At 34.3% G+C, this 25,347-nt stretch carries 23 protein-coding genes and 2 riboswitches; of the genes, 2 read left to right on the forward strand and 21 right to left on the reverse strand.

The annotated features are described in order from the left end of the window. Positions 1–11 precede the first annotated feature (11 nt). The 10 genes from FND99_RS08535 to FND99_RS08580 all read right to left on the reverse strand — a co-directional run bounded on the left by FND99_RS08535 (position 12) and on the right by FND99_RS08580 (position 10,871). Complete coding sequence (locus FND99_RS08535; protein WP_144337549.1) at positions 12–1,016, reverse strand: homocysteine S-methyltransferase family protein; 1,005 nt, start codon at positions 1,014–1,016, stop codon at positions 12–14. A gap of 335 nt (positions 1,017–1,351) precedes the next feature. After that, positions 1,352–1,468: riboswitch (SAM riboswitch) on the reverse strand. 105 nt (positions 1,469–1,573) lie between these two features. Continuing rightward, positions 1,574–1,933: a TfoX/Sxy family protein gene (locus FND99_RS08540; RefSeq protein ID WP_144337550.1), complete on the reverse strand. Its 360-nt coding sequence runs from the start codon at positions 1,931–1,933 to the stop codon at positions 1,574–1,576. Between the two features lie 140 nt (positions 1,934–2,073). Next, positions 2,074–3,126, reverse strand: coding sequence for an NAD(P)/FAD-dependent oxidoreductase (locus FND99_RS08545; RefSeq protein WP_144337551.1), 1,053 nt, complete (start codon positions 3,124–3,126; stop codon positions 2,074–2,076). Between the two features lie 96 nt (positions 3,127–3,222). Further along, a complete protein-coding gene (locus tag FND99_RS08550; protein ID WP_144337552.1) occupies positions 3,223–3,804 on the reverse strand; it encodes a precorrin-2 dehydrogenase/sirohydrochlorin ferrochelatase family protein in 582 nt (193 codons plus the stop codon). Positions 3,805–3,874: 70 nt separating this feature from the next. Then, positions 3,875–4,648, reverse strand: coding sequence for a uroporphyrinogen-III C-methyltransferase (gene cobA, locus FND99_RS08555; protein WP_144337553.1), 774 nt, complete (start codon positions 4,646–4,648; stop codon positions 3,875–3,877). Beyond that, positions 4,641–6,731 carry a HEPN domain-containing protein gene (locus FND99_RS08560; protein WP_144337554.1) on the reverse strand — a complete coding sequence of 697 codons (2,091 nt, stop codon included), beginning with the start codon at positions 6,729–6,731 and terminating at the stop codon, positions 4,641–4,643. Before FND99_RS08560 ends, cobA begins: the two co-directional genes overlap by 8 nt. Positions 6,732–6,812: 81 nt before the next feature. After that, a complete protein-coding gene (locus FND99_RS08565) occupies positions 6,813–8,057 on the reverse strand; it encodes a sulfate adenylyltransferase subunit 1 (RefSeq protein ID WP_144337555.1) in 1,245 nt (414 codons plus the stop codon). Between the two features lie 151 nt (positions 8,058–8,208). Next, on the reverse strand, positions 8,209–9,108 hold the full coding sequence (gene cysD / locus FND99_RS08570) for a sulfate adenylyltransferase subunit CysD (protein ID WP_057117574.1): 900 nt from the start codon (positions 9,106–9,108) through the stop codon (positions 8,209–8,211). A gap of 138 nt (positions 9,109–9,246) precedes the next feature. Further along, positions 9,247–9,957 carry a phosphoadenylyl-sulfate reductase gene (locus FND99_RS08575; protein WP_144337556.1) on the reverse strand — a complete coding sequence of 237 codons (711 nt, stop codon included), beginning with the start codon at positions 9,955–9,957 and terminating at the stop codon, positions 9,247–9,249. A 26-nt stretch (positions 9,958–9,983) separates the two neighbouring features. Continuing rightward, positions 9,984–10,871, reverse strand: a complete 888-nt coding sequence (locus FND99_RS08580) for a sulfite exporter TauE/SafE family protein (RefSeq protein ID WP_144337557.1) — start codon at positions 10,869–10,871, stop codon at positions 9,984–9,986. 311 nt (positions 10,872–11,182) lie between these two features. Between FND99_RS08580 and FND99_RS08585 the strand changes: the two genes are divergently transcribed. After that, positions 11,183–11,965, forward strand: a complete 783-nt coding sequence (locus tag FND99_RS08585; RefSeq protein ID WP_144337558.1) for a sulfite exporter TauE/SafE family protein — start codon at positions 11,183–11,185, stop codon at positions 11,963–11,965. Between the two features lie 57 nt (positions 11,966–12,022). Here FND99_RS08585 and FND99_RS08590 read toward each other — a convergent pair whose 3' ends face one another. The 11 genes from FND99_RS08590 to FND99_RS08640 all read right to left on the reverse strand — a co-directional run bounded on the left by FND99_RS08590 (position 12,023) and on the right by FND99_RS08640 (position 23,277). Further along, on the reverse strand, positions 12,023–12,433 hold the full coding sequence (locus tag FND99_RS08590; RefSeq protein WP_073412918.1) for an RrF2 family transcriptional regulator: 411 nt from the start codon (positions 12,431–12,433) through the stop codon (positions 12,023–12,025). 133 nt (positions 12,434–12,566) lie between these two features. Then, positions 12,567–13,067, reverse strand: coding sequence for an RDD family protein (locus FND99_RS08595; protein WP_144337559.1), 501 nt, complete (start codon positions 13,065–13,067; stop codon positions 12,567–12,569). 212 nt (positions 13,068–13,279) lie between these two features. Beyond that, the gene (locus tag FND99_RS08600) at positions 13,280–13,786 is read right to left on the reverse strand and encodes an RDD family protein (RefSeq protein WP_162615545.1); all 507 of its coding nucleotides are present in this window, start codon (positions 13,784–13,786) and stop codon (positions 13,280–13,282) included. A gap of 163 nt (positions 13,787–13,949) precedes the next feature. Continuing rightward, a complete protein-coding gene (locus FND99_RS08605; RefSeq protein ID WP_144337561.1) occupies positions 13,950–15,122 on the reverse strand; it encodes a trans-sulfuration enzyme family protein in 1,173 nt (390 codons plus the stop codon). Positions 15,123–15,291: 169 nt separating this feature from the next. Continuing rightward, positions 15,292–15,717 (reverse strand): OsmC family protein, encoded by a 426-nt coding sequence (locus FND99_RS08610; RefSeq protein ID WP_144337562.1) that lies wholly within the window; start codon positions 15,715–15,717, stop codon positions 15,292–15,294. 155 nt (positions 15,718–15,872) lie between these two features. Continuing rightward, entirely contained in the window at positions 15,873–18,287 is a 2,415-nt protein-coding gene (gene thrA, locus FND99_RS08615) for a bifunctional aspartate kinase/homoserine dehydrogenase I (protein WP_144337563.1), read from the reverse strand. A gap of 2 nt (positions 18,288–18,289) precedes the next feature. Then, positions 18,290–19,273 (reverse strand): alpha/beta fold hydrolase, encoded by a 984-nt coding sequence (locus FND99_RS08620; protein WP_246074196.1) that lies wholly within the window; start codon positions 19,271–19,273, stop codon positions 18,290–18,292. Positions 19,274–19,352: 79 nt separating this feature from the next. Continuing rightward, positions 19,353–19,461, reverse strand: a riboswitch (SAM riboswitch). A 188-nt stretch (positions 19,462–19,649) separates the two neighbouring features. Next, entirely contained in the window at positions 19,650–19,850 is a 201-nt protein-coding gene (locus tag FND99_RS08625; protein WP_144337565.1) for a hypothetical protein, read from the reverse strand. Between the two features lie 555 nt (positions 19,851–20,405). Then, entirely contained in the window at positions 20,406–21,494 is a 1,089-nt protein-coding gene (locus FND99_RS08630) for a homoserine dehydrogenase family protein (protein ID WP_144337566.1), read from the reverse strand. 206 nt (positions 21,495–21,700) lie between these two features. After that, positions 21,701–23,005, reverse strand: a complete 1,305-nt coding sequence (locus FND99_RS08635; protein ID WP_144337567.1) for an O-acetylhomoserine aminocarboxypropyltransferase/cysteine synthase family protein — start codon at positions 23,003–23,005, stop codon at positions 21,701–21,703. Positions 23,006–23,091: 86 nt separating this feature from the next. Continuing rightward, the gene (locus FND99_RS08640; RefSeq protein ID WP_144337568.1) at positions 23,092–23,277 is read right to left on the reverse strand and encodes a hypothetical protein; all 186 of its coding nucleotides are present in this window, start codon (positions 23,275–23,277) and stop codon (positions 23,092–23,094) included. A gap of 757 nt (positions 23,278–24,034) precedes the next feature. Here FND99_RS08640 and metK point away from each other — a divergent pair. Next, the gene (gene metK, locus FND99_RS08645) at positions 24,035–25,285 is read left to right on the forward strand and encodes a methionine adenosyltransferase (protein WP_144337569.1); all 1,251 of its coding nucleotides are present in this window, start codon (positions 24,035–24,037) and stop codon (positions 25,283–25,285) included. The last annotated feature ends 62 nt before the right edge of the window (positions 25,286–25,347 follow it).

Consider the following 25,347-nt stretch of genomic DNA (forward strand, 5'->3'; position numbering starts at 1 on the left):
TTTAATTTTTTTTAGACAACTAACGGCGCCACTCTCGGTTTATAATCCTTCGCAACCTCAGCAATCAATCGAATATGATCTGGAGTTGTTCCGCAACAACCTCCAATGATATTGATTAAATTATCATCTAAATATTCCTTTATCAGCACTTGCATTTCTTCTGGTGTTTCGTCGTATTGCCCAAAAGCATTTGGCAATCCTGCATTTGGGTGAGCTGAAACATTAAATTGTGTATGCTGTGATAATGTTTTTAAATAGGGTTTCAACAAATCGGCTCCAAGAGCGCAATTGAATCCTACGCTTAATAACGGAATATGTGAAACTGAAATCAAAAACGCTTCAACCGTTTGCCCTGAAAGTGTTCTTCCTGAAGCATCGGTGATCGTTCCTGAAACCATGATTGGAATATCCAGATTGCGTTCTTCTTTTACTTCCTCGATTGCAAAAAGTGCTGCTTTTGCATTTAATGTATCGAAGATTGTTTCGACCAAAAGCAAATGACAACCACCATCCATTAAAGCTTCGACTTGTTGTTTGTACGCAATACGTAAATCGTCAAATGTTACGGCTCTGTAACCTGGATCGTTTACATCTGGCGACATACTTGCCGTACGGTTTGTTGGTCCGATTGAACCTGCTACGAAACGTGGTTTATCAGGATTTTTAGCGGTAAACTCGTCGGCTACTTCTCTTGCAATTTTCGCCGATTCGTAGTTTAACTCGTAAACCAAATCTTCCATGTGATAATCGGCCATACCGATTGTTGTTCCGGAGAAGGTATTGGTTTCTACGATGTCAGCACCAGCTTCATAATAAGCGGCATGAACATCGCGAATTGCGTGTGGTTGTGTTAGGGATAGTAAATCGTTGTTTCCTTTTAACGGATGCGGAAAATCTTTGAAACGCTCTCCTCTGAAATCTTCTTCTGAGAAATTATAGCGTTGCAGCATGGTTCCCATTGCTCCGTCAAGGATTAGGATATTTTTTTTTATTGCTTCTTGTATTGTTATTGCCATGTCTTCTTTTTTTAGCTTCTGAGATACTGAGATTCTAAGATGCTAAGTTTTTTATTTATTATTCCCGATTTTAAACCCGACAGGTTTTTAAAACCTGTCGGGTTTAACTTCTATATTTTTCACATTAATTCCAAAAGTGCACTATTGCTGGCTCATTAGCCCCGATTGAAGTGGAAATCCTTTTTGTTTTTTTCTTTAAAAAATAAAAAGATTGCAACGAAAAGCGGGAACTACTGACTGCAAAAATGCGCCAATGATTCGCTCCTTCTACTGAATTGCTTCGGTAAATATTGTATGTTGTCTGGAAAAGTTTTGAGAAATACGAGTATGTATTTGTGTTATCTATCTTTAATACTGGAAAATGTCGTATAAAGTAGAATTTAGCACCTTCTTTATAGTAAAGGGTTGCTAAGGTTTCATCGGGTCTATCCCTCCGCCTTTCGTGATAACTGACAATAATTTTAAGAACAGTGCAAAGGTATGAAATAGGCTTTCGATTTGCAAATGTTTTTTTTCTAAGGTTCTGAGGGACTTAGGCGCTAAGGTTCTAAGGTTTTTTATTTCTTCTTGCTTGCTTTTGCTAAAGGATTAAAATCTAAACAAAGTTGAAGCCAATACTCCATATCCTGATTTCTTGTCCAGCCAATTTCGGTAATAAAAACATAGTTTTTCATTGGCTTTTCTGCATTAGGCATTGGTAACACATCATCCCTTTCTATTGCCTTTAAATAATCGGAATTATTTATTCTGCATAGCAAAAGATTTTCTCCAACTTTTTTGTCTAAACGAGTTCCACAGCATAATTTGTTATCTACCATGAAAACAATACCACCAAACATTTTCTTTTCAAAAAAATCGGCTTCTTTATATTGGAGAAACGTTCTAATTCTCTTTGCATTATCTTCGTCGAAAGCCATATAATTAGATTCTAAGATTCTGAGTTACTAAGATACTGAGTTTAAAATTCTGTTCAATAAAAAAGCCCAAACTAAAAGTTTGAGCTTTCTATATATAAAAATCTTAGCACCTTAGTCACTTAGAACTTCAGCACCTCAGATTAAACAATCGCCTTCACAACTGCCTTAGGCGCTTCTTTACGAGTTCCATCAAAACCATCTACACCTGAAACTGTTGTATATTTCAATACATATTTTTTACCTGGGTTGATGATTGAATACGCAGCTTGGCACATTAAAGTTGCTTCGTGGAATCCGCAAAGAATCAACTTTAATTTTCCTGGGTATGTGTTTACGTCTCCAATTGCGAAGATTCCCGGAATGTTTGTTTGGTAATCTAATGCGTTGTTTACTTTAATTGCATTTTTCTCGATTTCTAATCCCCAGTCTCCAATTGGACCTAATTTTGGCGTTAATCCGAAAAGCGGAATGAAATAATCACATTCGATTTTACGGTGTGCGCCGTTTTCTTCGATATCTAATGACTCAACATGTTCAGCACCGTTGATTCCGATAACTTCTGCCGGAGTGATTAATTTGATTTTTCCAGCTGATTTTAATTCCTGTACTTTTTCTACAGAATCTAAAGCGCCTCTAAATTCGTTTCTTCTGTGAATTAAAGTTACTTCTGAAGCCACATTTGCTAAGAAAATTGACCAGTCTAATGCTGAATCTCCTCCTCCTGCAATTACAACTCTTTTATCTCTGAATTTTTCAGGATTTTTAATGAAGTATTTTACTCCTTTATCTTCATAAAACTCAATATCTTCGATAAGTGGTTTACGAGGCTCAAAACTTCCTAAACCTCCAGCGATTGCAATAACTGGCGCATGGAATTTAGTTCCTTTGTTCGACGTTACAATGAAAGATCCGTCTTCTTGTTTTTCGATTGTTTCAGCACGTTCACCTAATGTAAAACCTGGTTCAAACTGCTTAATTTGTTCCATTAATCCATCAACTAAATCTCCAGCTAAAACTTCTGGAAAACCCGGAATATCATAAATAGGTTTCTTAGGATATAATTCTGAAAGCTGTCCTCCTGGCTGAGGCAAAGCGTCTAAAATGTGGCATTTTAATTTTAACAATCCTGCCTCGAAAACGGCAAATAAACCTGTTGGGCCTGCTCCAATTATAAGTATATCTGTTTTAATCATTATGTTTGTTGTTTATAATCATTCTTAATAATACAAAGGAACGAATAATTTATTCTTTAATCAATGATTTTTATCATTATTCATTTCCCTGTTATGTTACTCTTTATTTTTAAGTGAAGAGGTTATCTCGTTCATTCTCTTTACTTTTTCCTCAAAATTACCTTTTAAGGTTTTTCGATATTCATTCAAATTCTCAACCATTTGATTGATGTCTTCCGGAATTACTTCTTCAAAAAACTCTCGAAGCCTTTTGGCTGTTGTTGGCGATTTTCCATTTGTTGAAATCGCAATTTTTACATTTCCTTTTGTTACGATTCCGCCTAAATAATAATCACATAAATCTGGCGTATCGGCAATATTGCAAATCAAATAACGTTTTCTCGCTAAATCGTAAACCTTTTTATTCACTTTTAAATCATCTGTACAGGCAATTACCATGTGACGTTTTTTGAGCATTTTCTTTTTGAACTTCGATTTTGTCAATGTTATCGAAGGATGCTTTTCGGCCAAAACTTTAATTTCTAAATGAAATTCCTTTGCCACTACCTCAACATTTGCATTCGGACTTGACTTGAGCAAGAAAGAAAGCTTTTCCAGACCTACATTTCCTCCGCCTACAATCAAAACATTTAGATTGTGAAGCTTTAGAAATATTGGATATAATTCGTTTTGTTCCATTTTAATTTAATTTCATCTAAACAAAATTAGATGATTTACCAACGAATTGTTCCTAACGGAACATATAATTCTAATGAATGATTTCTTTTGATAGAAATTCTTCGTAAAATCCTTTTAATTTATTGCTTTCTCTCACAACTTCGCCCAAAACAATAATCGCTGGTGAACTTAATTTTTTCTCTTTTACAATTTCTAAAATCGAATCTACAGTTCCTACACCTACTTTTTCTTCTGTTGTTGTTCCGTTTTGAATGATCGCAACGGGCAAATTTCCTTTGTCTTCTTTTTGAAACAAATCGATAATTTGAGGCAATTTGTGCATTCCCATCAAAATCACAACTGTCGCAGATGATTGTGCAGCCAAAGCTACATCTGAAGATAATGTTCTGTCAGAAGTTGTTCCAGTAATCGCCCAAAAGCTTTCTGAAACGCCTCTTTTTGTAATTGAAATTCCTTGACTTGCAGGAACGGCAACTACAGATGAAATTCCGGGAACTACAATAGTTTCAATTCCGAAACTTTCTGCAAAATCAATTTCTTCTCCGCCTCTTCCGAAAATAAACGGATCTCCACCTTTTAATCGCACTACGTTTCCGTAAGTCAAAGCATTATCTACAATCAGCTGATTGATTTGATCTTGCGAATACGCATGATTTCCGATTCTTTTTCCAACAAAAATTCTAATCGCATTTTTAGGCGCATAATCCAGAATTTCTTCGTTGGCCAAAGCGTCGTACAAAACCACATTAGCTTCAGCCAATGCTTTTACAGCTTTCAGCGTAAGTAGATCGGGATCGCCCGGACCTGCACCGACTAAAGTTATTTTGGGTTTTATATTATGCATTTTCTAATTCCTGAGCTCTGAAAGTTTCGATTTTATCAAAGAAAACAGTTGCTTGTGCAATGTAACCTTTAGCGAAAGCTTCAGATGGTTCATTTTTATTGATTTGGTAAACCAAGTCTTTAAAAGTTGAATTTAATTCTATTTTATTCGTGTCGATAAAAACAGTATCAAACAAATCTACAATTCCTGCGTGGTGGTTTGTTTTTTGGTTTTCGGCCAATAACAATGCTTTTGCACCGTTTACAAATCCAGCGTAAGCATGATAAATTGCATCTGACCATTTTTTCTCGTCGAAAGATTCCTGAGCCAAGATCAATTTCTCTTTAGCTTCGAACAATAATGTTGCAACTAAATCGATCACAACTCCAGCACATTCTCCAACTCCAACTGCTTTTACGTAATTGTCTGCGTTACCCCAATCCACAAAATCAGCTTCTGTTAAATTGGTTACATCTGCAAAAGGTTTTAAGATTTCGTAGAAATACTTTTCTCCTTTTGCATCATAATAATCAAGGAATTTTTGTCCGCTTCCATTCGCATCAAAATCATTTAAGATGGTACGTAATGCATCAGGACCTCTACGACTCGGTACTTTGATTACTTTATCAGCAAAACGTCCTGCTCCATTTCCTAATCTTCCTCCACCCAATAAAACCTGTAAAGCCGGAGCTACCAGTTTTCCTGAGTTGATAGACATTCCTTGGAATCCAATTGCCGACATATTGTGTTGCCCGCAAGCATTCATACAGCCTGAAATTTTAATTTCGATTTCACGGTTGTTTAAATACTGAGGATATTCAGCACTTAAAACTCTTTCTAATTCTTCTGCAATACCGGTACTACTTGCAATCCCCAAGTTGCAAGTATCAGTACCCGGACATGCCGTAATATCTCCAACCGAATTATATCCTAATTGAACAAAATCCAACTTGGCTAATTCCTGATAAAAGAAAGGTAAATTTTCCTCTTTTACGTGACGTATTACAATATTTTGACGCAATGAAAAACGTAGTTCATTTGCTGCGTAATTTTTAATTAAAGCGGCTAATAATCTAGCTTTATCCGTATAAAAATCTCCTAATAAAACTTTGATTCCAATAGCATAATAACCGTCTTGTTTCTGCTTGATTACATTCGATTTTTTCCACGCTTCATACGCTTCTGTATCTTCGATTGTAACTTGCGGAACTTCTAAAACTGGCTCTGGAATTGGACCATCAAAAGCAGTTGTATCAATTTCGTATGTTTCAAAAGCGATGGCTTTTTTCTCTTTTTCAACCAAATCAAGGAAAACATCTTTCCCCATTTCTTTAATTAAGAACTTCATACGTGCTTTCATTCTCTTTGCACGTTCTCCGTATCTGTCGAAAATACGGATGATTCCTTCTGCTGTTGGGATGATTTCGTTTACGGGAACGAATTCTGAAAGCAATTCGGCGTGTGCTGGCTGAGATCCTAAACCTCCTCCAAACATTATTTTGAAACCTTTTTGTCCGTCTTTAATTTTCGGAATAAATCCTAAATCGTGTAAATAACTCAAGGCAGTATCTTCGTCTGAAGAAGAGAACGAAATTTTGAATTTACGTCCCATTTCCTGACAAATCGGATTTCTTAACAAATATTGAAAAAGTCCGTGTGCATAAGGCGAAACATCAAATGGTTCGTTTACGTCAACTCCAGCTAATTCGCTTCCTGTAATATTTCTAACTGTGTTTCCACAAGCTTCACGAAGCGTGATATCGTCTTTAGCCAAATCTGCCCAAAGTTCTGGTGTTCTGTCTAAACTCACATAGTGAATCTGAATATCCTGACGTGTTGTAATATGTAAACGTCCTGTAGAATATTCATCCGAAACTTGTGTAATACGCACTAATTGCTCGCTGGTTACTTTACCATAAGGCAATTTGATACGAATCATTTGAACGCCTTCCTGACGCTGACCGTAGATTCCACGTGCTAAACGAAGACTACGAAAACGCTCATCATCAATTTTTCCTCCACGGAATAAGTGAATCTTTTTTTCTAATTCGATAATCTCCTTCTGAACTACCGGATTTTCTATTTCTGTTCTAAAACTTTCCATTTCTCTTTAGTTGTTGGTTGTCAGTTGTTGGTTGTTGGTTTGCTGGCAGATAACTATCAACCAAAAACCATCAACTATCAACTAGCGAATGAATCCTACTCCTGCTGTTGTGTTTGTTGCTGTATCAATTAAGATAAAAGCTCCGTTTGATTTATTTTCGTTGTAAGCGTCAAAATATAACGGTTTGCTTAATTTGATGTTTACTTCTCCAATTTCGTTGATTGCTAATTGCGAAGCTTCTTTGGTTCCTGAATAGTCAGTTGAGATTGTATTTTTAATACTTTCAACTTTTGCCAAAACTCTGTTTGTATTGTGTTGTACCAAATATTTAGTTCCTGGAACCAGTTTTTTACTGTCCATCCAGCAAACTGTTGTGATAATATCTTTTTCAATTTTTGGAAGTTCGATTGATTTTACAATCATATCACCTCTCGTTACATTGATATCATTTTCTAATTCGATTGTAATTGAAGAACCTGCAACGGCTTCATCAAATGATTTATCGAAAAAGTGAATTTTAGATACTTTTGATTCAGTTAAAGAAGGAAGAACGGTTACAGCATCTCCAACTTTGATTGAGTTTCCGTATAATTTTCCGGCATAACCTCTAAAATCGTGGTATTCTTCAGTTTTTGGACGAATTACGGTTTGAACTGGAAAACGTGCTTTTCCTGCTTCGTAAACATCATGAGAATGTAATCCTTCTAAATGTTCTAAAACCGTTTGTCCATCATACCAAGGCATGTTTTCTGATTTGTCAACAACGTTTCCACCGTTGATTGCGCTTAACGGAATGTAGCTTACGTTTTGCTCTTTGAAAGTACTTTTTGCATTTAATGCCTCAAAATCGGCTTTGATTTTATTGAAAACTTCTTCTGAATAATCAACTAAATCCATTTTGTTGATGGCAACGATTACTTCTTTTACTCTCAATAAATTATTAATGAAAAAGTGACGGTAAGTTTGCTCGATAACTCCTTTTCTGGCATCAATCAAAATAATAGAAACCTGAGAAGTCGAAGCTCCTGTAACCATGTTTCTTGTATATTCTACGTGACCCGGAGTATCGGCAATAATGTAACTTTTCTTTGCAGTCGAAAAATAAATATGCGCAACGTCAATCGTGATTCCTTGTTCTCTTTCTGCTACTAATCCGTCAGTTGCCAAAGAAAAATCAAGATAATCATATCCTTTTTGTTTACTGCTTTTTTCGATTGCTTCTATTTTATCAGTCGTCAATGATTTTGTATCATACAATAATCTCCCGATCAAAGTACTTTTTCCGTCATCTACACTTCCTGCTGTTGCTATTTTTAAAACGTCCATTCTTTTTATGTTGTTGGTTGTTGGTTTATGGTTGTTGGTTTTTCTAAAAACATCAACTAAAACCATCAAAATATTTAATCTGCTTTTTTTTTTGTTATTGTCGTAATTATTGAAGTTTTCAGCTATCAACTAAAAACTATCAACCAACAACTTAAAAATACCCTTGTTGTTTTCTCTTTTCCATTGCAGCTTCAGAACGTTTATCATCGATTCTGGCTCCTCTTTCAGAAATGGTTGATGATCTAATTTCGCCTACAACTTCTTCGATTGTTGCAGCGTAAGATTCAACTGCCGCTGTACAACTCATGTCTCCAACGGTTCTGAAGCGAACAATTCTTTCTTCGATTTGTTCGTCTTCTTCTTGGTACACAAAAGGAGAATGCGACCAGATTAAACCGTCTCTCAAAAAAACTTTTCTTTTATGTGAGAAATAGATTGACGGAATCTCGATTTGTTCTTTTTCGATATAACTCCAAACATCTAATTCTGTCCAGTTTGAAATTGGGAAAACACGAACGTTTTGCCCATTTTCTATTTTTCCATTTAAGATATCAAACAACTCAGGTCTCTGATTTTTTTCGTCCCATTGTCCGAAATCATCACGAACAGAGAAAATACGTTCTTTTGCTCTTGCTTTTTCTTCATCACGACGCGCGCCTCCAATACAAGCATCAAACTTAAATTCTTCAATTGCATCTAAAAGTGTTGTTGTTTGTAAACTGTTTCTACTTGAGTATTTACCAGTTTCTTCAACTACTTTTCCTTCATCAATAGCATCCTGAACATTACGAACGATCAATTCTAAACCTAATTCTTCTACCAATTTATCTCTGAAAGCAATCGTCTCAGGGAAATTGTGTCCCGTATCAACGTGCAAAAGAGGAAACGGAATCTTAGCAGGGAAAAATGCTTTTTGCGCCAAACGCACTAATGTAATAGAATCTTTTCCTCCTGAGAAAAGCAAAACCGGTTTGTCAAACTGTGAAATTACTTCTCTGAAAATGTATATCGCTTCACTCTCTAAAGCGTTTGTTTTTAATACTGAACTCATTGTTTTTTTGTTTGATATTTTGTTGTGGGAAATTTTGTTTCAGGTTTAAAGTTTCAAGTTTTTCGCCTGATCTAAAATCTCCACTCTTTATTCTATAATCTATATAATCTTGTCTCTTGCTTCTTGCCTCTAAAAAGTCTACTCTTTCTGAGCACTATGAAGCCCGCACTCTTTATGGCTTGATTCCCACCACCATCTTCCGGCTCTGATATCTTCACCTGGAAAAATTGCTCTCGTACAAGGCGCGCATCCAATACTTACGAAACCTTGTTTGTGTAAAGCATTTTGCGGAACATTATTCTCTGACAAGTACGTTTCAACTTCTTCTAAAGTCCATTTTAGCAACGGATTGAATTTTATGATTTCGAAGTTTCCGTCGTATTCAAACAAACTTAAATCTTGTCTGTTTTCTGATTGTTCCGCTCTTAAACCTGTGATCCAAACTGAATTTCCTGCCAAAGCTTTTCGTAACGGAACCACTTTTCGGATAAAACAACATTCTTTTCTGTTTTCAACTGAATCGTAAAAGCTGTTTGGTCCTTTTTCTTTTAGAAGATTTTCTACAGCTGTCGCTTCCGGAAAAAAGACTTCGATTGGTCTTTTGTATTTTTTTAATGTCTTGTGAAAAACATCGTAAGTTTCCTGAAATAATCTTCCGGTGTCTAAAGTAAAAACGGTAATATCAGTATTGCTTTTTGCAATAAAGTCTGTAATTACCTGATCTTCCTGACCAAAAGAAGTTGAGAAAATTACTTTTCCCGGAAATTCTTTCGCCAAATAAACTAAGGTTTCGTCAAGTGAAAAATCTTTAGTTTTTTCTAATAATTCTTGTACAATACTCGCACTCATAAATCTCTCCTTTCTAAAATTATCTTTTACAATAATTTAGATAATGTTTTTAAACTCAATAATATAATTAGAATTCCCACTGCAACCATCATTGGTTTTCTTTTGATTTTATTTACCAAAAATGCTGCTAAAGGCGCTGCAATTACGCCACCTAAAATCAATCCGATGATTACTTGCCATCCGTGGATTCCACCAAAAAGCATAAATGTGATACCGCTCGCAAATGAAATTGCAAACTCAGCAGCATTTACAGAACCAATAGTGTATCTTGGATTTCTTCCTCTTCCTAATAAAGTTGATGTTACAATTGGCCCCCAGCCTCCGCCACCAACAGAATCCATAAAACCTCCAAAAGCAGCTAAAGCACCTAATCTTTTTGTTTTCTTCTTTACAATTGTTTTTTTCAATGCTTTTCTAATGATAATAATTGCCAAAACAATCATATAAACCGCAATGAAAGGCTTGATAACGTCACCATTTATAACATCTGACAATAAATAAGCTCCTGTAATCGACCCTAAAACTCCCGGAATCAATAAATGCTTTACTAGTTTTTTATTAATATTTCCAAAACGATGATGTGAAAGCGCCGACGCTCCCGTTGTAAACATTTCTGAAACGTGAACTGCCGTACTGCTCACAACCGGCGGAACTCCATAAGCCAATAAAAATGAAGTCGACGTTGCTCCATAACCCATTCCTAATGTTCCATCAACCAATTGAGCAAAAACTCCTATGGCAAAAAACACTAAAAATTCTTCATTAAATCCATCTACAAAACCATTCCAAGTGAATTCAGCATGATGATTATAAATTAATACAGATAATAAACCTACCAGCAAAACAACTGGAATTCCAATCCAAAGCTTTTCTTTGCGTGAATCAGCACTACTTATCTTCAGTTCTTTCTCCATATTAATAATGATTTTGTTTTCTATTAAAATCCATTACCCTATCGGGTTGGTAGATTACAATGCAAAAGTACTATTTATTTGCAATAAACAAAACAATATTTTAATTTTTTTAGGGCCTTAACTATATATTAATCCAGTTGTATCGAGTTGATTACATTTTAATTAAAGTAATTTAACAAATAACTGCTCCTTTAACTTTATTCCAACAATTTCTGTGCATTTAAAATTTGGTTTTTAAATACCTTTTTTAATCTCTACCATATCTATAGGATAATTGTAAAAATATCGTATTTTAGCGCCAAATTAATATTATGGATTTTCAGATTGGTCTTGTAATTGCAGGTTTAGTGGTTGGGTTTATTGTAGGCTTGACAGGTGTTGGAGGTGGTTCATTAATGACTCCAATTTTATTGTTTTTTAATATTCCGCCAACAACTGCAGTAGGAACAGATTTATTATATGCCGCTTTTACAAAAGCTGGTGGTGTATTTGTTCATCATAAAAAAGGAAATATAAACTGGAAAATTACAGGCTGGCTTACATTAGGCAGTGTTCCGGCAGCTTTAGTGACTTTATGGATTCTCAACAGCATTAAAACTGATATCGACACCATTAATCACGTTATAAAGGTAAGTTTAGGCTGGGCTTTACTGTTTACATCAGTTGCGATTATATTCAAAAACAAAATTTTGAAATTTTCTCAAAAACATGCTGGAGATAAATTCCATAGCGAAAGCCACACTCAAAACATGCTGACTGTTGCAATTGGAATTTTACTGGGTGCGACTGTGACTGTAACATCCATTGGCGCTGGCGCACTGGGAACCGTAACTTTATTTTTTCTTTATCCGCTGCTGCCTTTACCGCGCTTGGTTGGAACTGAAATTGCACATGCTGTTCCATTGACACTTGTTGCCGGAATCGGTCATGCGTCAATGGGGAATCTAGACTTAGGTTTATTGGGTCAACTGTTAATGGGATCACTTCCTGGAATATATATGGGAAGCATGCTGAGCGGAAAAGTTCCTGATCAATTTCTTAGAAATGCAATCGCAGTAATGTTATTCTTTACCGGATATAAATTGATTTTCTAACAAAATCATCATTATAAAAAAAGACCATTTCTATTTTGAAATGGTCTTTTTTATTTCTTAAAAAGCAATATCGGCCAGAGAATTGCTTTCTAATATTTTAAGTGTATTATCACGAACTTCAGTCATTAAACGTCTTGCAGCGCAGGTTGATTCATCGTCACAATCATCGCATTTTTCATAAAAATTATGGCTTGCACAAGGCAGCAACGCAATTGGACCTTCAAGAATTCGGTAGACTTTTGCCATACTGATATCTTTTGGATCTTTTATCAAATAATATCCGCCGCCTTTTCCTTTTTTGGCTCCAAGAAAACCAGAGTTTCTTAGCAACAATAAAATACTTTCTAAAAACTTAATCGAAATATGTTCGTTTTTTGCAATTTCAGCAATTTGGACAGGCTCGTTATTTTCTCGTCTCGCCAAATAAGTTAAAGCCTTAATTCCGTATTTTGTTTTTTTTGAAAGCATCTTTAAAATTTAAATTGCAAAATATTTGTTCCGAATTTAATGTTCCGAAAACGATACATTTATTTTCTGCAACAAAAATAGGCTTTTTAAATGAGAATATTAACAGATTAGAAATTAAATTCTACTTATTCTATCAGATTACTTCGCTACTTCCAATTAAATTGAATTCATGAAATGATTTTATTTCTTCAACTAACGCTTTTTTGTTCACGACATAAGTATCTGTCATCGAATCATGCCATCCTCTTGTTCCTAGACATGAAAATATTTCAAAAGGAATGAAACGGCATAAGGTTCTTCTTAGTATTGTTGCAAAATCTGTTTTTTCGCCATATTCATTCACTACAATAGTTCCTGTAATGAATTTGCCTAAAGATCGTCCAAATAATCCTTCCGTAATTAAATAATAAAAAAAGTAAAGCAACATTATTATTAAATTCCATCCCGTATTTCCTAACGCATCCATCCAAATACTTAATTCGGTCCAGCCAAATAATCCGATAAGAATTCCGGTAAAAGCGCACAGTCCTGCAAAAATAAGAATCACAAATATGGCATCTAATATGTAATTTAAAAAACGGATTCCAACAGAAGCCAGCAGTCTGTCATCAAGAATGTAAGCAGAATTACTCATAAACTTATTGGTAATTTTATAATTATTAGGTTTTTAGTTTCTAACAAAAATATATTTTTTACTGAAATTTAACCAAAAAAGAATGACGATTTTTAACAGTAATACATTTAGAATTAAAAAAGTTGTTTTACAGATGCCATCAAAATGTTAATGCAAATTAAATTAGTATTATTTTTTTCTAAATATAATTGACGTTTAATCTTGACCTCATATCAATTTTCTTCTTTTACTCCAATTAAGTTCAAACCATAAAAAATTTCCATGTCTTTCAGCAAGTCTTTCTTTTCTACAACATAAGTCTTAGAAAGAGAATCGTGCCATATTCTTTCTGATTTTCCAAGAAAGGAAAGTGCATCTAAAGGAATAAGTCGACATAAAGTTCTTATACAAATAACCTTAAAATTTGGCTTTAGACCATTTTCATTTACTACTACACAACCTGTAATGATTTTTCCGATGGTTCTACCAAAAAGCCATTCAAAAATTAAATAATAAAAAATTGCAAAAGACACATAAGCCCCAAACATTCCAAGCTTTTCCATAATATCAACCCAAGGATCATAGATGTCCCAGTTCGAGATTTTTTCAATAATTATAACAAGAAATGCAACAACAAATATTGAAATGAAAATAAAAAAGGAATCAATAATGCAGTTAAAAAAACGGTCACGATCAGAAGTTAGTAATTTCTTGTTCAGAATATATGAAGAATCAGTCAAGTCAATTTTTGGTTTACAGATTATTATTTTTTGGTTTCAAGAGTAACAAAAATATATCTTTTACTGAAACAATCTTCAAAAGAAATGACGATTTTTAACAGTAATAAAATTACAGTCAAAAATCGTCATTATATAATTTAGAAAATCTGAAATCTAAAATAATCTAATCCAGCGCTTGCTTTAAGTCAGCAATTACGTCTTCTACGGTTTCTAAACCTACAGAAACACGAACTAAACCTTGCGTGATTCCAACCGCTAATTGATCTTCTTCAGATAATTTGCTATGTGTAGTTGAAGCCGGATGCGTAACAATTGATCTTGTATCACCAATATTTGCTGATAACGAACAAAGTTTAATTGCATTCAAGAATTTTCTTCCTGCTTCGATTCCGCCTTTAATTTCGAAAGCAATAATGTTTCCACCCGCTTTCATCTGCTTTTTAGCAATTTCATATTGTGGATGCGATTTCAAAAAAGGATATTTTACGCTGTTTACATTTGGATGGCTTTCTAAAAACTCAGCCACTTTTAAAGCATTTTCACAATGTCTGTCAACACGAACCGACAATGTTTCTAAGCTTTTTGATAAAACCCAAGCATTAAATGGCGATAATGCCGGACCCGTATTTCTTGAAAATAAATAAATCTGTCTGATCAAATCTTCATTTCCAACAGTGATTCCGCCAAGAACACGTCCTTGACCATCAATTAATTTTGTCGCAGAATGTATTACTAAATGCGCTCCAAATTTAATTGGCTGTTGTAAATATGGCGTTGCAAAACAGTTGTCGATAATTAAAATCAGATTGTGTTTTTTAGCAATATCTCCCAACAATTGCAAATCGATTACATCAACACCCGGATTTGTTGGCGATTCGGCGTATAATATTTTAGTGTTTGGCTTAATAAAACTTTCGATCGTTTCTGGCTTATTGATTTCGAAATACGAAGTTTCGATATTCCATTTCGGAAAATAAGTCATAAACAAAGCGTGCGTTGAACCAAAAACGCTGCTTGCTGATACGATATGATCGCCAGCATTTAACAAAGCCGCAAAAGTGGAATAAACCGCAGCCATTCCGGTTGCAAAAGCATAACCAGAATCAGCACCTTCCATTTTGCATACTTTCTCTACAAATTCAGTTGTGTTTGGATTGCTGAAACGGCTGTAAATATTTCTTTCTTTTTCTTCTGTAAATGAAGCTCTCATGTCTTCGGCATCTTCAAAAACAAAGCTTGACGATAGGTACAAAGGCACCGAATGTTCTAAATATTGAGATCTTTCTAACTGTGTTCTAATGGCTTGTGTTTCAAAACCAAATTCTTGTTCGCTCATTTTTTTTTATTTTAACACGAATTGCACTGATTAGCACAAATTCATTTTTTTTAATTTCACAAAGATTCACAAAGCAAAACACAGAGTTTCGCAAAGAACTAATGCAAATTTTTATTATGTAATAAAGCCAAAGAATTATCTAATTCTCAAACTGACTAATTTTCTAATTTTATAACGCTTCGTTGTTCAAAACAACTCTGTATTTGATTGTTGCTGTTGGCTCAACTGTTTTAGCAACTGAACAGTATTTCTCAAAAGAAAGTTGCGCCGCTTTTTTTGCTTTTTCAGGATTGATTTCTCCTTCTAAATAGAAAACCACATCGATTTCTTTAAAAGGTTTTGCTTCTTCAATCTGAACTCGAGTTCCTTCAACCTCAGCGTTGAAAGAAGTTATTTCTTGACGCTGTTTCTTTAAAATCGAAATCATATCAATCGCACTGCATCCTGCAACGCCCATTAATACAAGCTCCATTGGGCTTGCGCCCAAATCACTTCCGCCAAATTCGGCTCTGCTGTCAACGTCAACTACGTGTCCGCGCTCATTTTTTACTTTGAAATGAAATGCGTCATTTACTCTGTTTAAAGTTACTTTCATTGTGTTGTTATTTTTTTGTTTTTTATTCGTTTCAATTTGTCATTGCGAGGAACGAAGCAACCTCACTAACAATTACACAAAGCTTGATTTTGCAAATGTGATTGCTTCGTTCCTCGCAATGACAAACCAAGCTCAATCTAAAATCTAAAATCAAATCACCCTTTATCAGATAATCTCAAAATATCTCCGAAAACGCCTCTCGCTGTTACTGCAGAACCTGCACCGGCTCCTTGAATAACAATTGGGCGATCTCCGTAAGATTCTGTATAAATTTCGAAGAAAGAATCAGAACCTTTTAAACCGCCTAATGCAGTGTCTTTTGGTACTGAAACTAATTTTACTTCTAGATTTCCTTTATCATTCTGCAAATCGCCAGACAATTCACCAATATATCTTAAAACGTGATTTGGTTTTTGATCTGCTTTTATTTTCTCATAAATTGGGTCGAATTCTTTTAATTTCGTCAAGAAATCAGCAACATTTCCATCGCGTAAATGCTCCGGAATTAGATTCTGAATTGAAATTTCTTCAAACTCATTCTGTAAATCTAATTCTCTTGCCAAAATCAATAATTTTCTTCCCACATCATTTCCGCATAAATCCTCACGCGGGTCTGGTTCTGTATATCCGTTATCAATTGCTTCTTGCAGAATTTCACTGAACGGAGCGTCTTTTGCAGAGAAATTATTAAATAAATAACTCAGTGTTCCAGAGAAAACTCCTTTGATTTTAGTGATGTTTTCACCAGAAAGATGCAATAATTTAATTGTATCAATTAATGGCAAACCTGCACCAACATTGGTTTCGTACAAATAATTCTTTTGGTTTTCTGCCAGAGCTTTTCTCAACTCTTTATAAAAACCATAACTTAAAGTATTCGCCACTTTATTTGAAGAAATCAAATCGAAACTGCTTTCTACAAGCGGAATATAATTTTCTACAAATGATGCACTTGCCGTATTATCAATCGCAATTAAATTCTCTAAATGATGTTCATTTGCGTAAGCGATAATATCATTTATTGTGTATTCTGCGCCTTTTGTCTGGATATCGTTTTTCCAGCTTGAAGTTACGCCATTTCTATTTAGTAAAAGCTTTTTAGAATTTGCAATTGCAAAGACATTCAGCTTAACATCTTTACGTTTTTCAATTGAAGATGCTGATTCTAAAATCTGATTAATCAAAGTTCCACCCACTAATCCGTGGCCAAAAATCGCAATGTTGATTTTTTTAGAAACTCCAAAAATCTCTCCGTGAATTACGTTTAAGGCTTTGTTCAGCTCTTCTTTCTTAACAACCAAACTCACGTTTTTGCCCGTAACCGTGTTGTTGAATAAAATTGGAACTATTTTATTTTTGATTAAAGCCGTGTAAGGTTTGTGGAAAGTACTCAAATCCTGTCCGATAATCGAAATTACCGACACATTATCTGTTACTGTAATTTGGTTTACATCTTTCGAATAAAAGTCATTTTCGAACTCTTTTTCTAACTCAACCATTGCAAGCGTTGCTTTATCTTTTGCCACAACCAACCCGATTCCTCTTTCTGAAGAACCTTGCGAAATGATACTCACACTGATGTTGTGATCACCCATAACTTTAAAGATACGAGCATCAACACCAGCTTTTCCAAGCAATCCACGTCCTTCAAGATTTACTAAAGACACGTTTTCTAAAACTGAAAGTGTTTTGATTCCTTCTTTCGCAGAATCTGAAGTGATTAAAGTACCGCGGTTTTCGTGGTTAAAAGTATTTAAAATGCGAAGTGGAATATTTTTTTCCAACAACGGAATTATAGTTTTTGCGTGAAGAATTGTAGCTCCAAAATTAGCCAGCTCATTTGCTTCATTAAACGACAAATATTCGATTTTTTTAGCGTCGGCAACTAAATCTGGATTTGCAGTGTAAATTCCGTCAACGTGTGTGAAGTTTTGAAGTTCTTCGGCGTTTAGATAATTTGCAATTAATGAAGCTGTATAATTACTTCCGTTTCTTCCTAAAGTTGTGGTGTCGTTGTTGTTGTTTGATCCAATGAAACCTGTAACAATATTTACTGTATCGCCGTTGTGAAGCTTGAAATAATTGACAACGTTTTTCTTCGAAAGCTGTTCCAAAGGCTGAGCATCACCAAATTTCGAATCGGTTTTCAGCAATTCTCTGGTATCAACAAAGTTTGCCGGAATGCCTTTTTCAATCAAAATAGCAGTTAATAATTTAGCCGAAAGCAATTCGCCTTTAGACAAAATCTGATCTTTTATTTTGCTGCTGTAATCACCAATCAAGCTTACGCCTTCAAAAAGTTTATCCAGAATATTGAATTCTTCAGACAAATCTACCTGACCGTAATCTGAAGTCTGATACGCTTTAAAACTCTCTAAAAGCGGTTTGTAATTTCCGTTTTTAGCAGCAATTCTTAAAATATCTTCTAATTCATCTGTTGCATTTCCTCTTGCAGAAACGACTACGGCAATTTGCTCACCTTGATTTACTTTATCTGTAATGATTGAAACTACTTTGTTTAGTCCTTCTCCGTTTGATAATGATTTACCTCCAAATTTTAATACTTTCATTTTTATTTTGCTATTATTTCTGCCTTAAAAATATCGGCAAGTAAAAGATCTAATTGTTTGTACTCTATTAAAAAAGCGTCATGTCCGTGAACCGAATCTATTTCGCTGTAGGAAACATTTTCTTTAAACTTTTTTAATTCATTATAAGTTTCCAGATTTTCTTGTGGTGTAAAAAACAAATCTGAGTTGATTGCCACGATATGAATCGCAGCTTTTGATTTTGATATTAAAGTCTCGAAATCCTCGCTATTTCTGGTAATATCTATGGTTTTTAGCAATTGGTTCATCAATTTATATGATGCCAATTGAAAACGCTGCTGTAATTTTTTTCCGTGATGCGCGAGCCAACTTTCAATATTAAAAATCAAAAGATCTTGATTGATCGTACGCTGGAATTTTTCTTTGAATGATTCTGGCGAACGATAACACAGCATGGCGTGAATTCTAGCATCTTCAATTGGTTTTGACGAATGATTCAGAATTTGTTCTTGCAGATAGCAATTTGCAATCATCCAGTCGGTCGATTTCCAGTCGGTTGCTATCGGAATCAAATGTTCTGTGATGTTTGGCTCCAATGCCAAAATCTCCCAAGCAATTCCGCCGCCAACAGAACCTCCAATTATTGCAAAAACTTGCTCAATTTGAAGCGATTTTAAACCTTTGATAAAAATTCTCGCAATATCTCTGGCTGTAAAATCCTGATAATTTTCGATTATAAACGAATCGTTTCCGTTTCCAGGAACATTAAATGCCAAAACAGTAAATTTATTCGTGTCGATTGTTTTTCCGTCACCAATTAAATCATTCCACCATCCGCTTGGGCCAGTTACTTGCGCGTTTCCTGTCAAAGCATGATTAACCAAGACGATTGGCGCCGAATGCAAAGGCAAACCAGAAAGCGCAAAACTTAAAGGTAATGATGAAAATATCGCACCACTCTCTGTGATGAAATCTTGAATTATGATGGGACTTGGTATATTTTCCAATTTCAAATCTTTTTATTATTGATTTGTATGTGGAAATATTAGAAAGAAAGTCTAGAGTTTGAAACTAGAAAAATTCTTGTTGTTATCTTTCCACGTTTGGGCGTGGTAGAATGCAGCACCTTCTTCGAATTAACGAAGGGTTGCTAAGGATTCATCGGGTCTAATCCCTCCTCCTTTCTTTATAACATTTCAATACGTTTTTGAACTTAACGGTGCAAATTAACTACTATTTTCTTAAACTAACAAATTTTATCGAAATTGATTCCTCAATTTCTTAAATATAATATAATCAAAAACTATTATACGCAAAAAATTACCGAACAAAATGCCCAGTAAAATTAAGCGGGTTTTACCCTATTTTATGCTGCTTTTTGATTTAGATAAAAAGCGTTTCATTCTCTTTTGAATACATCAAGAACAATAAAGAATTTGGATCTTTTTTCTCCTCTTTTATATCTGTCTCAGTTATTCCGAATCTTGGATGAACTAATTCATTTTTTGGAGGCGGGTTGTTTCTTTTAGCTCTTATGCTTTTCAATGTCAAAAATGTTTTTGATAAGTAGTTACGTGTGCTCATGATATTTAAGTTTATGTTAGTTTGCGTTTTATAATCTTTACTTTTTCTTTAATTCTTTGTTATGCTAACCAAATCGAATAAAAAAACCCTTTCGGATTTTTAATACCAAAAGGGTTTAAGTTTTTATATAACTTATATATACTTTTAGTATCAACAGACGCATACACAAATACGTGCGACGTTAAACATCTTGTTCATCTGTAGGGATTTATTCATTTGTGATTTGACTTTTATTTGAAAAAAATTCTGCATTTAATTTCCTTTAATGAGCTTTTTGATTTGATTAATTCCAAAAAGCAATTGTTTATTTTAACAATTAAGCGTCTCTTTTTAACAGATCTTACTTGTCTTACAAATTTGCGATTTTTTTTTGAATATTCCAAGTTATAAAAGCTTAATTATTCGTAAAAAACGTTAAAAAACAGCTTTTTATCGTTAAAAAACATCTTACAAAATTAAGAATTTAGCTTAAATAAGTTTTGTCTTACAAAAAATTAACTAACTTTTCTGTTTCAATCTATCAAAGAACTATTTTTTCTACTATTTAAAAACCACTTAAAGCCAGACTGCTTCTTTATTTTTGATTTTATCGGCTACTTTTAAAATATCAGTTATAATTCCTCGAGAAATTGCTTGCTTGCATGGTGGAGCTCCTTGAATCACGATTGGAACATTGGCATACGATTGTGTATAAATTTCAAAAATGGCATCAGATCCTTTCAATTGTCCAATTGCAGATGTCACAGGTTCTGAAACCAATTTTACTTCTAAAATATTTTTCTCAACATCAAATTCACCCACATATCGCAATACATGTCCATCTGCTTGGGTGATTTTTGCAATTTTATACGATTTGTCAATTGCCTCCTTATTAAGTATGCCGTTTTTCTCTAAATGTTCTTCTCTTATTATAGGATTGATTTTTATGTCAGCTAATTCAAATTCTTTCCCGATTTCGCGAGTCAGAATCAATAATTTTTTGGCGGTGTCATTTCCTGACAAATCTTCTTTAAAGGTAGAACGCATTAATCCGAGAAGGCTGGCATCTTTTAAAATAGATGAAAAAGAATTTTCTTCTGCCGAAAAACGATTAAAAACGTAACTCAGATGATCTGAAAAAACGCCTCTGATTTTTGTGATTTTTTCGCCGGAATAATACAAATCTCTCAGAGTCTGCAAAACCGGAAATCCTGTATCAACCGATGTTTCATACAAAAACTCTTTGTCATGCTTTTTCAAATTTTCTCTCAATTGTTTATATAAATCAATGGGGAGCGTGTTTGCTTTTTTATTTACCGCAACAATATTGAATCCGTTTTCAATCAATGTATTATAATGACTAATCAATTCATCGCTGGCAGTTGCATCGACGGCAATCAAGTTTTCGAATTCATTTTCTTTTGCAAACGCTATAATATCTTCTACTCTAAAAGGAACGGCCAATTCTCTAAAATTAGTTTCCCACGAATATCCAACGCCTTCTTTCTCAAAAAAAGCAACAGTTGAATTGGTAATTATTGGAAAATGAAAATCGACATTTTTGCTTTGCAGAAAAAATTCTTGACTTTCAATAATCTGATTGATCAAGGTGCTTCCGATATTCCCGATTCCGAAAAGAATAATATTTATTTTAAGCTTTGACATAATTTCTAACATTTTAAATATTTTACCATGTAAGTAATATAAGTTCATTTAAATCCAATTTTCATTGGCGTCCTGAAGTTAGACGCACGGCAGTGCGTCTCTACATATATGGTGAAAATTTTATCTTGAATTTTTTAATCATAAAAAATCACCCTTAGCGGCACCACACCGCTAAAGGCAATTTTTCAAACAAAAAACAAAAAAACCTAATTTTTATTGATACTGTATTGCGCTTGTGTAACGCTTTCAAAAACCGCTTTTAAGTCGGCGATTAAATCTTCAATATCTTCTATTCCAACTGAAAGTCGGATTAAATCTTTAGAAACACCCGTTGACAACTGATCTTCTTCAGACAATTGCTGATGTGTTGTGCTTGCTGGATGAATAATCAATGATTTTGTGTCTCCGATATTCGCTAATAGTGAGAACAACTTCGTTTCGTCAACTACTTTTTTCGCGGCATCAAAACCTCCTTTTAATCCAAAAGTGATAATGCCACTTTGTCCTTCAGGAAGATATTCTTTGGCTAAATCATAATATTTATTTGATTTTAAGCCTGGATAGTTTACCCAAACCACTTCATCTTGTTTCTCAAGCCATTCAGCCAAGGCCAAAGCATTTTCGCTGTGTTTTTTAATTCGGATTGGCAATGTTTCAAGTCCCTGAATAATCTGGAAAGCATTGAACGGACTCAAAGCCGCGCCAAAATCGCGCAAACCTTCAATTCTTGCTTTTGCAATAAAAGCTGCATTTCCAAGAGCTTCGTGATATACTAATCCGTGATATCCTGCAGAAGGTTCTGTAAATTCAGGGAATTTTCCGTTAGACCAATCAAAAGTTCCGGCATCAATAATGACGCCTCCTAATGAAGTTCCGTTTCCGGAAATATATTTTGTTAAGGAATGAATTACAATATCGGCGCCATATTTAATTGGGTTCAATAAATAAGGAGTCGCAACTGTATTATCTACTATAAAAGGCACTTTGAATGCTTTGGCTTCCGCCGAAATTCCTTTTAAATCCAATACATCTAATTTTGGATTACCTAATGATTCTACAAAAAAGGCTCTCGTATTCTCTTTTGCCGCTTTTGTGAAGTTTTCTGGTTTCGAAGGATCTACAAAAGTTGTCGTAATTCCTAATCGTGGTAATGTTACGCTCAATAAGTTGTAAGTCCCGCCGTATAAACTGTTTGATGCCACGATATGATCTCCGGCTCTCAACAAAGTCAGTAAAGTTGTCGAAATTGCCGACGCTCCAGATGCTGTAACAACGGCTCCAATACCGCCTTCAAGCGCTGCTAATCGTTGTTCTAAAACATCATTTGTTGGATTGTTTAATCTAGTGTAGATAAATCCTGCTTCGGCAAGACCAAATAAATTGGCAGCATGATCGGCATTATTAAATATGTATGATGAAGTCTGATAAATTGGTACGGCTCTAGTTCCTGCGTTTTTAGTAACATCGTGTCCTGCGTGCAAAGCGTTTGTTGCAAATTTTTGTGTACTCATGATTTCTTAGTTTTTAGATATTGTTAATTGATATATTTTAAGTTGATGGTTTGTAGTTGATTGTTGGTGGTTAATTCGGAAAAAAATTAATTAAATAAAAAATCTCCTTCTTCTTCAAGATCATACATTTGAAACAGTAAGGATTTTTGATTTTTCCTGTTCTGTTCCTCATTTATTCGTATAACTTCTTTTGTTATATCCTCTGATTTCGTATTGATCTGAGAATCATTTCTTAGTAAATATTCTATTGCGATTGAGTTTAATGTTTTCATAATTTGAATTTTTTAAAGTTTTAAATAAAAAAAGCCCTTTCGGATGGCGACCAAAAGGGCTTATAGTTGAAACTATAACAAAGATTTTATCTTTCACTTTTGGCAACAGCAAGTTGGGATGCACATTTGCATCATTCTACAACACATCATATTTTTTGCTATTGTTTTCATTTTAATTAAATTCTAATCTTATTTTTAAATTCGACTAATTCGATAGAGTAAATGTAATAAGTATTTATTTAACCACCAAATTAAAAATCAAGTTTTATTTATTTTTCGTTTTTGACCAAAAAAAAACCTCTGCACTATGCAGAGGTTCTATATATATTTTTGAAAAAAAACTACAATAGTATCTCTGCGGAAAACTCCGACATTTGACAAGACATCATATTGCAAATAATTAATTTCATTTTGTTTCTTTTGTTTTAACGAGGCAAAGTTGCAAACAATTTTTGAATCAGCCAAACAAAAAGCAAAATATTTTCTATTACCCTATCAACTTAATATACTACTGTTAAATTTCTCTTTAAAAAAATAAAAAAAGTTGAACTTTAATTTGGAAATCAAAATGGTTTTATACCTTTGCACCCGAATACAGAGGAAAAATTTGAACTGATTGCAACCTCTTCATAATGAAATGGTTCGTTATGAGTGCCGAGAGATTAATTTCGGCAGTAAAAAATGCTAAAGCAGAAACTCTCCTTTAGCCCTTTTTAGCAATTATATTCCTCGCTTAATTTTAATTTAATACATTATTATGGCTTATTTATTTACGTCAGAATCTGTTAGTGAAGGGCATCCAGACAAAGTTGCAGATCAAATTTCGGATGCATTAATTGACAACTTTTTGGCATTTGACGCTGATTCAAAAGTAGCTTGTGAAACATTAGTTACAACAGGTCAGGTTATTTTAGCAGGTGAAGTAAAATCGAATACTTATCTTGATGTACAGCAAATTGCACGTGAGGTAATCCGTAAAATTGGATATACTAAAAGTGAATATATGTTTGAAGCAAATTCTTGTGGAATTTTATCAGCTATTCATGAGCAATCTGCAGACATTAATCAAGGTGTTGACAGAGCTAAGCCAGAAGAACAAGGCGCAGGTGACCAAGGAATGATGTTTGGTTACGCTACAAACGAAACTGAAAACTACATGCCATTGGCATTAGATTTATCTCATAAATTATTACAAGAGTTAGCTATTTTAAGACGTGAAAACAAAGAAATCACGTATTTACGTCCAGATGCTAAATCTCAAGTAACTTTAGAATACAGCGACGATAACAAACCAACTCGTATTGATGCGATTGTTATCTCAACACAGCATGACGATTTTGATGAAGAAGCTGCAATGCTTGCTAAAATCAAAAAAGATATTATCGAAATCTTGATTCCAAGAATTATCGCTAAAAACCCAGCGCACGCTCATTTATTCAACGATAAAATCAACTACCATATTAACCCAACAGGAAAATTCGTTATTGGAGGACCTCACGGAGATACTGGTTTAACAGGAAGAAAAATCATCGTTGATACTTATGGTGGAAAAGGTGCTCACGGTGGTGGTGCATTCTCTGGAAAAGATCCAAGTAAAGTAGATAGAAGTGCTGCCTATGCAACGCGCCATATCGCTAAAAACTTAGTTGCTGCTGGTGTTGCTGACGAAATCTTAGTTCAGGTTTCTTATGCAATTGGAGTTGCTGAGCCTATGGGGATTTTCATCGAAACTTACGGAACTTCAAAAGTAAACTTGACTAACGGTGAAATCGCTAAAAAAGTAGAAGCTATCTTTGATATGCGTCCTTACTTTATTGAGCAACGTTTGAAATTAAGAAACCCAATTTACAGTGAAACTGCTGCTTACGGACACATGGGACGTAAACCAGAAACGGTTACTAAAACGTTCTCTGCTCCAGGCGGAAACGAAAAAACAGTTACTGTTGAATTGTTTACATGGGAAAAACTTGATTTTGTTGATCAAGTAAAAGCTGCATTTGGATTATAATTCAATCTAAATATTTACATAAAAAAGAGGCTGTCTATTCATTTAGACAGCCTCTTTTATTT

Origin of the sequence: Flavobacterium daemonense (genome assembly GCF_007341385.1) — a bacterium.
In the GTDB taxonomy this organism is placed as follows: domain Bacteria; phylum Bacteroidota; class Bacteroidia; order Flavobacteriales; family Flavobacteriaceae; genus Flavobacterium; species Flavobacterium daemonense.

Excerpts from the sequence above, each read along its gene's own strand:
- FND99_RS08575 (WP_144337556.1), bottom strand. The coding sequence starts at position 9,957 with ATGAGTGCGAGTATTGTACAAGAATTATTAGAAAAAACTAAAGATTTT.
- FND99_RS08610 (WP_144337562.1), bottom strand. The coding sequence starts at position 15,717 with ATGAAAGTAACTTTAAACAGAGTAAATGACGCATTTCATTTCAAAGTA.
- metK (WP_144337569.1), top strand. The coding sequence starts at position 24,035 with ATGGCTTATTTATTTACGTCAGAATCTGTTAGTGAAGGGCATCCAGAC.
- FND99_RS08550 (WP_144337552.1), bottom strand. The coding sequence starts at position 3,804 with ATGGAACAAAACGAATTATATCCAATATTTCTAAAGCTTCACAATCTA.
- FND99_RS08625 (WP_144337565.1), bottom strand. The coding sequence starts at position 19,850 with ATGAGCACACGTAACTACTTATCAAAAACATTTTTGACATTGAAAAGC.
- FND99_RS08545 (WP_144337551.1), bottom strand. The coding sequence starts at position 3,126 with ATGATTAAAACAGATATACTTATAATTGGAGCAGGCCCAACAGGTTTA.
- FND99_RS08585 (WP_144337558.1), top strand. The coding sequence starts at position 11,183 with ATGGATTTTCAGATTGGTCTTGTAATTGCAGGTTTAGTGGTTGGGTTT.
- FND99_RS08640 (WP_144337568.1), bottom strand. The coding sequence starts at position 23,277 with ATGAAAACATTAAACTCAATCGCAATAGAATATTTACTAAGAAATGAT.
- FND99_RS08630 (WP_144337566.1), bottom strand. The coding sequence starts at position 21,494 with ATGTCAAAGCTTAAAATAAATATTATTCTTTTCGGAATCGGGAATATC.
- FND99_RS08635 (WP_144337567.1), bottom strand. The coding sequence starts at position 23,005 with ATGAGTACACAAAAATTTGCAACAAACGCTTTGCACGCAGGACACGAT.
- FND99_RS08580 (WP_144337557.1), bottom strand. The coding sequence starts at position 10,871 with ATGGAGAAAGAACTGAAGATAAGTAGTGCTGATTCACGCAAAGAAAAG.
- cobA (WP_144337553.1), bottom strand. The coding sequence starts at position 4,648 with ATGCATAATATAAAACCCAAAATAACTTTAGTCGGTGCAGGTCCGGGC.
- FND99_RS08590 (WP_073412918.1), bottom strand. The coding sequence starts at position 12,433 with ATGCTTTCAAAAAAAACAAAATACGGAATTAAGGCTTTAACTTATTTG.
- cysD (WP_057117574.1), bottom strand. The coding sequence starts at position 9,108 with ATGAGTTCAGTATTAAAAACAAACGCTTTAGAGAGTGAAGCGATATAC.
- FND99_RS08605 (WP_144337561.1), bottom strand. The coding sequence starts at position 15,122 with ATGAGCGAACAAGAATTTGGTTTTGAAACACAAGCCATTAGAACACAG.
- FND99_RS08565 (WP_144337555.1), bottom strand. The coding sequence starts at position 8,057 with ATGGACGTTTTAAAAATAGCAACAGCAGGAAGTGTAGATGACGGAAAA.
- FND99_RS08535 (WP_144337549.1), bottom strand. The coding sequence starts at position 1,016 with ATGGCAATAACAATACAAGAAGCAATAAAAAAAAATATCCTAATCCTT.
- FND99_RS08540 (WP_144337550.1), bottom strand. The coding sequence starts at position 1,933 with ATGGCTTTCGACGAAGATAATGCAAAGAGAATTAGAACGTTTCTCCAA.
- thrA (WP_144337563.1), bottom strand. The coding sequence starts at position 18,287 with ATGAAAGTATTAAAATTTGGAGGTAAATCATTATCAAACGGAGAAGGA.
- FND99_RS08560 (WP_144337554.1), bottom strand. The coding sequence starts at position 6,731 with ATGGAAAGTTTTAGAACAGAAATAGAAAATCCGGTAGTTCAGAAGGAG.
- FND99_RS08595 (WP_144337559.1), bottom strand. The coding sequence starts at position 13,067 with ATGAGTAATTCTGCTTACATTCTTGATGACAGACTGCTGGCTTCTGTT.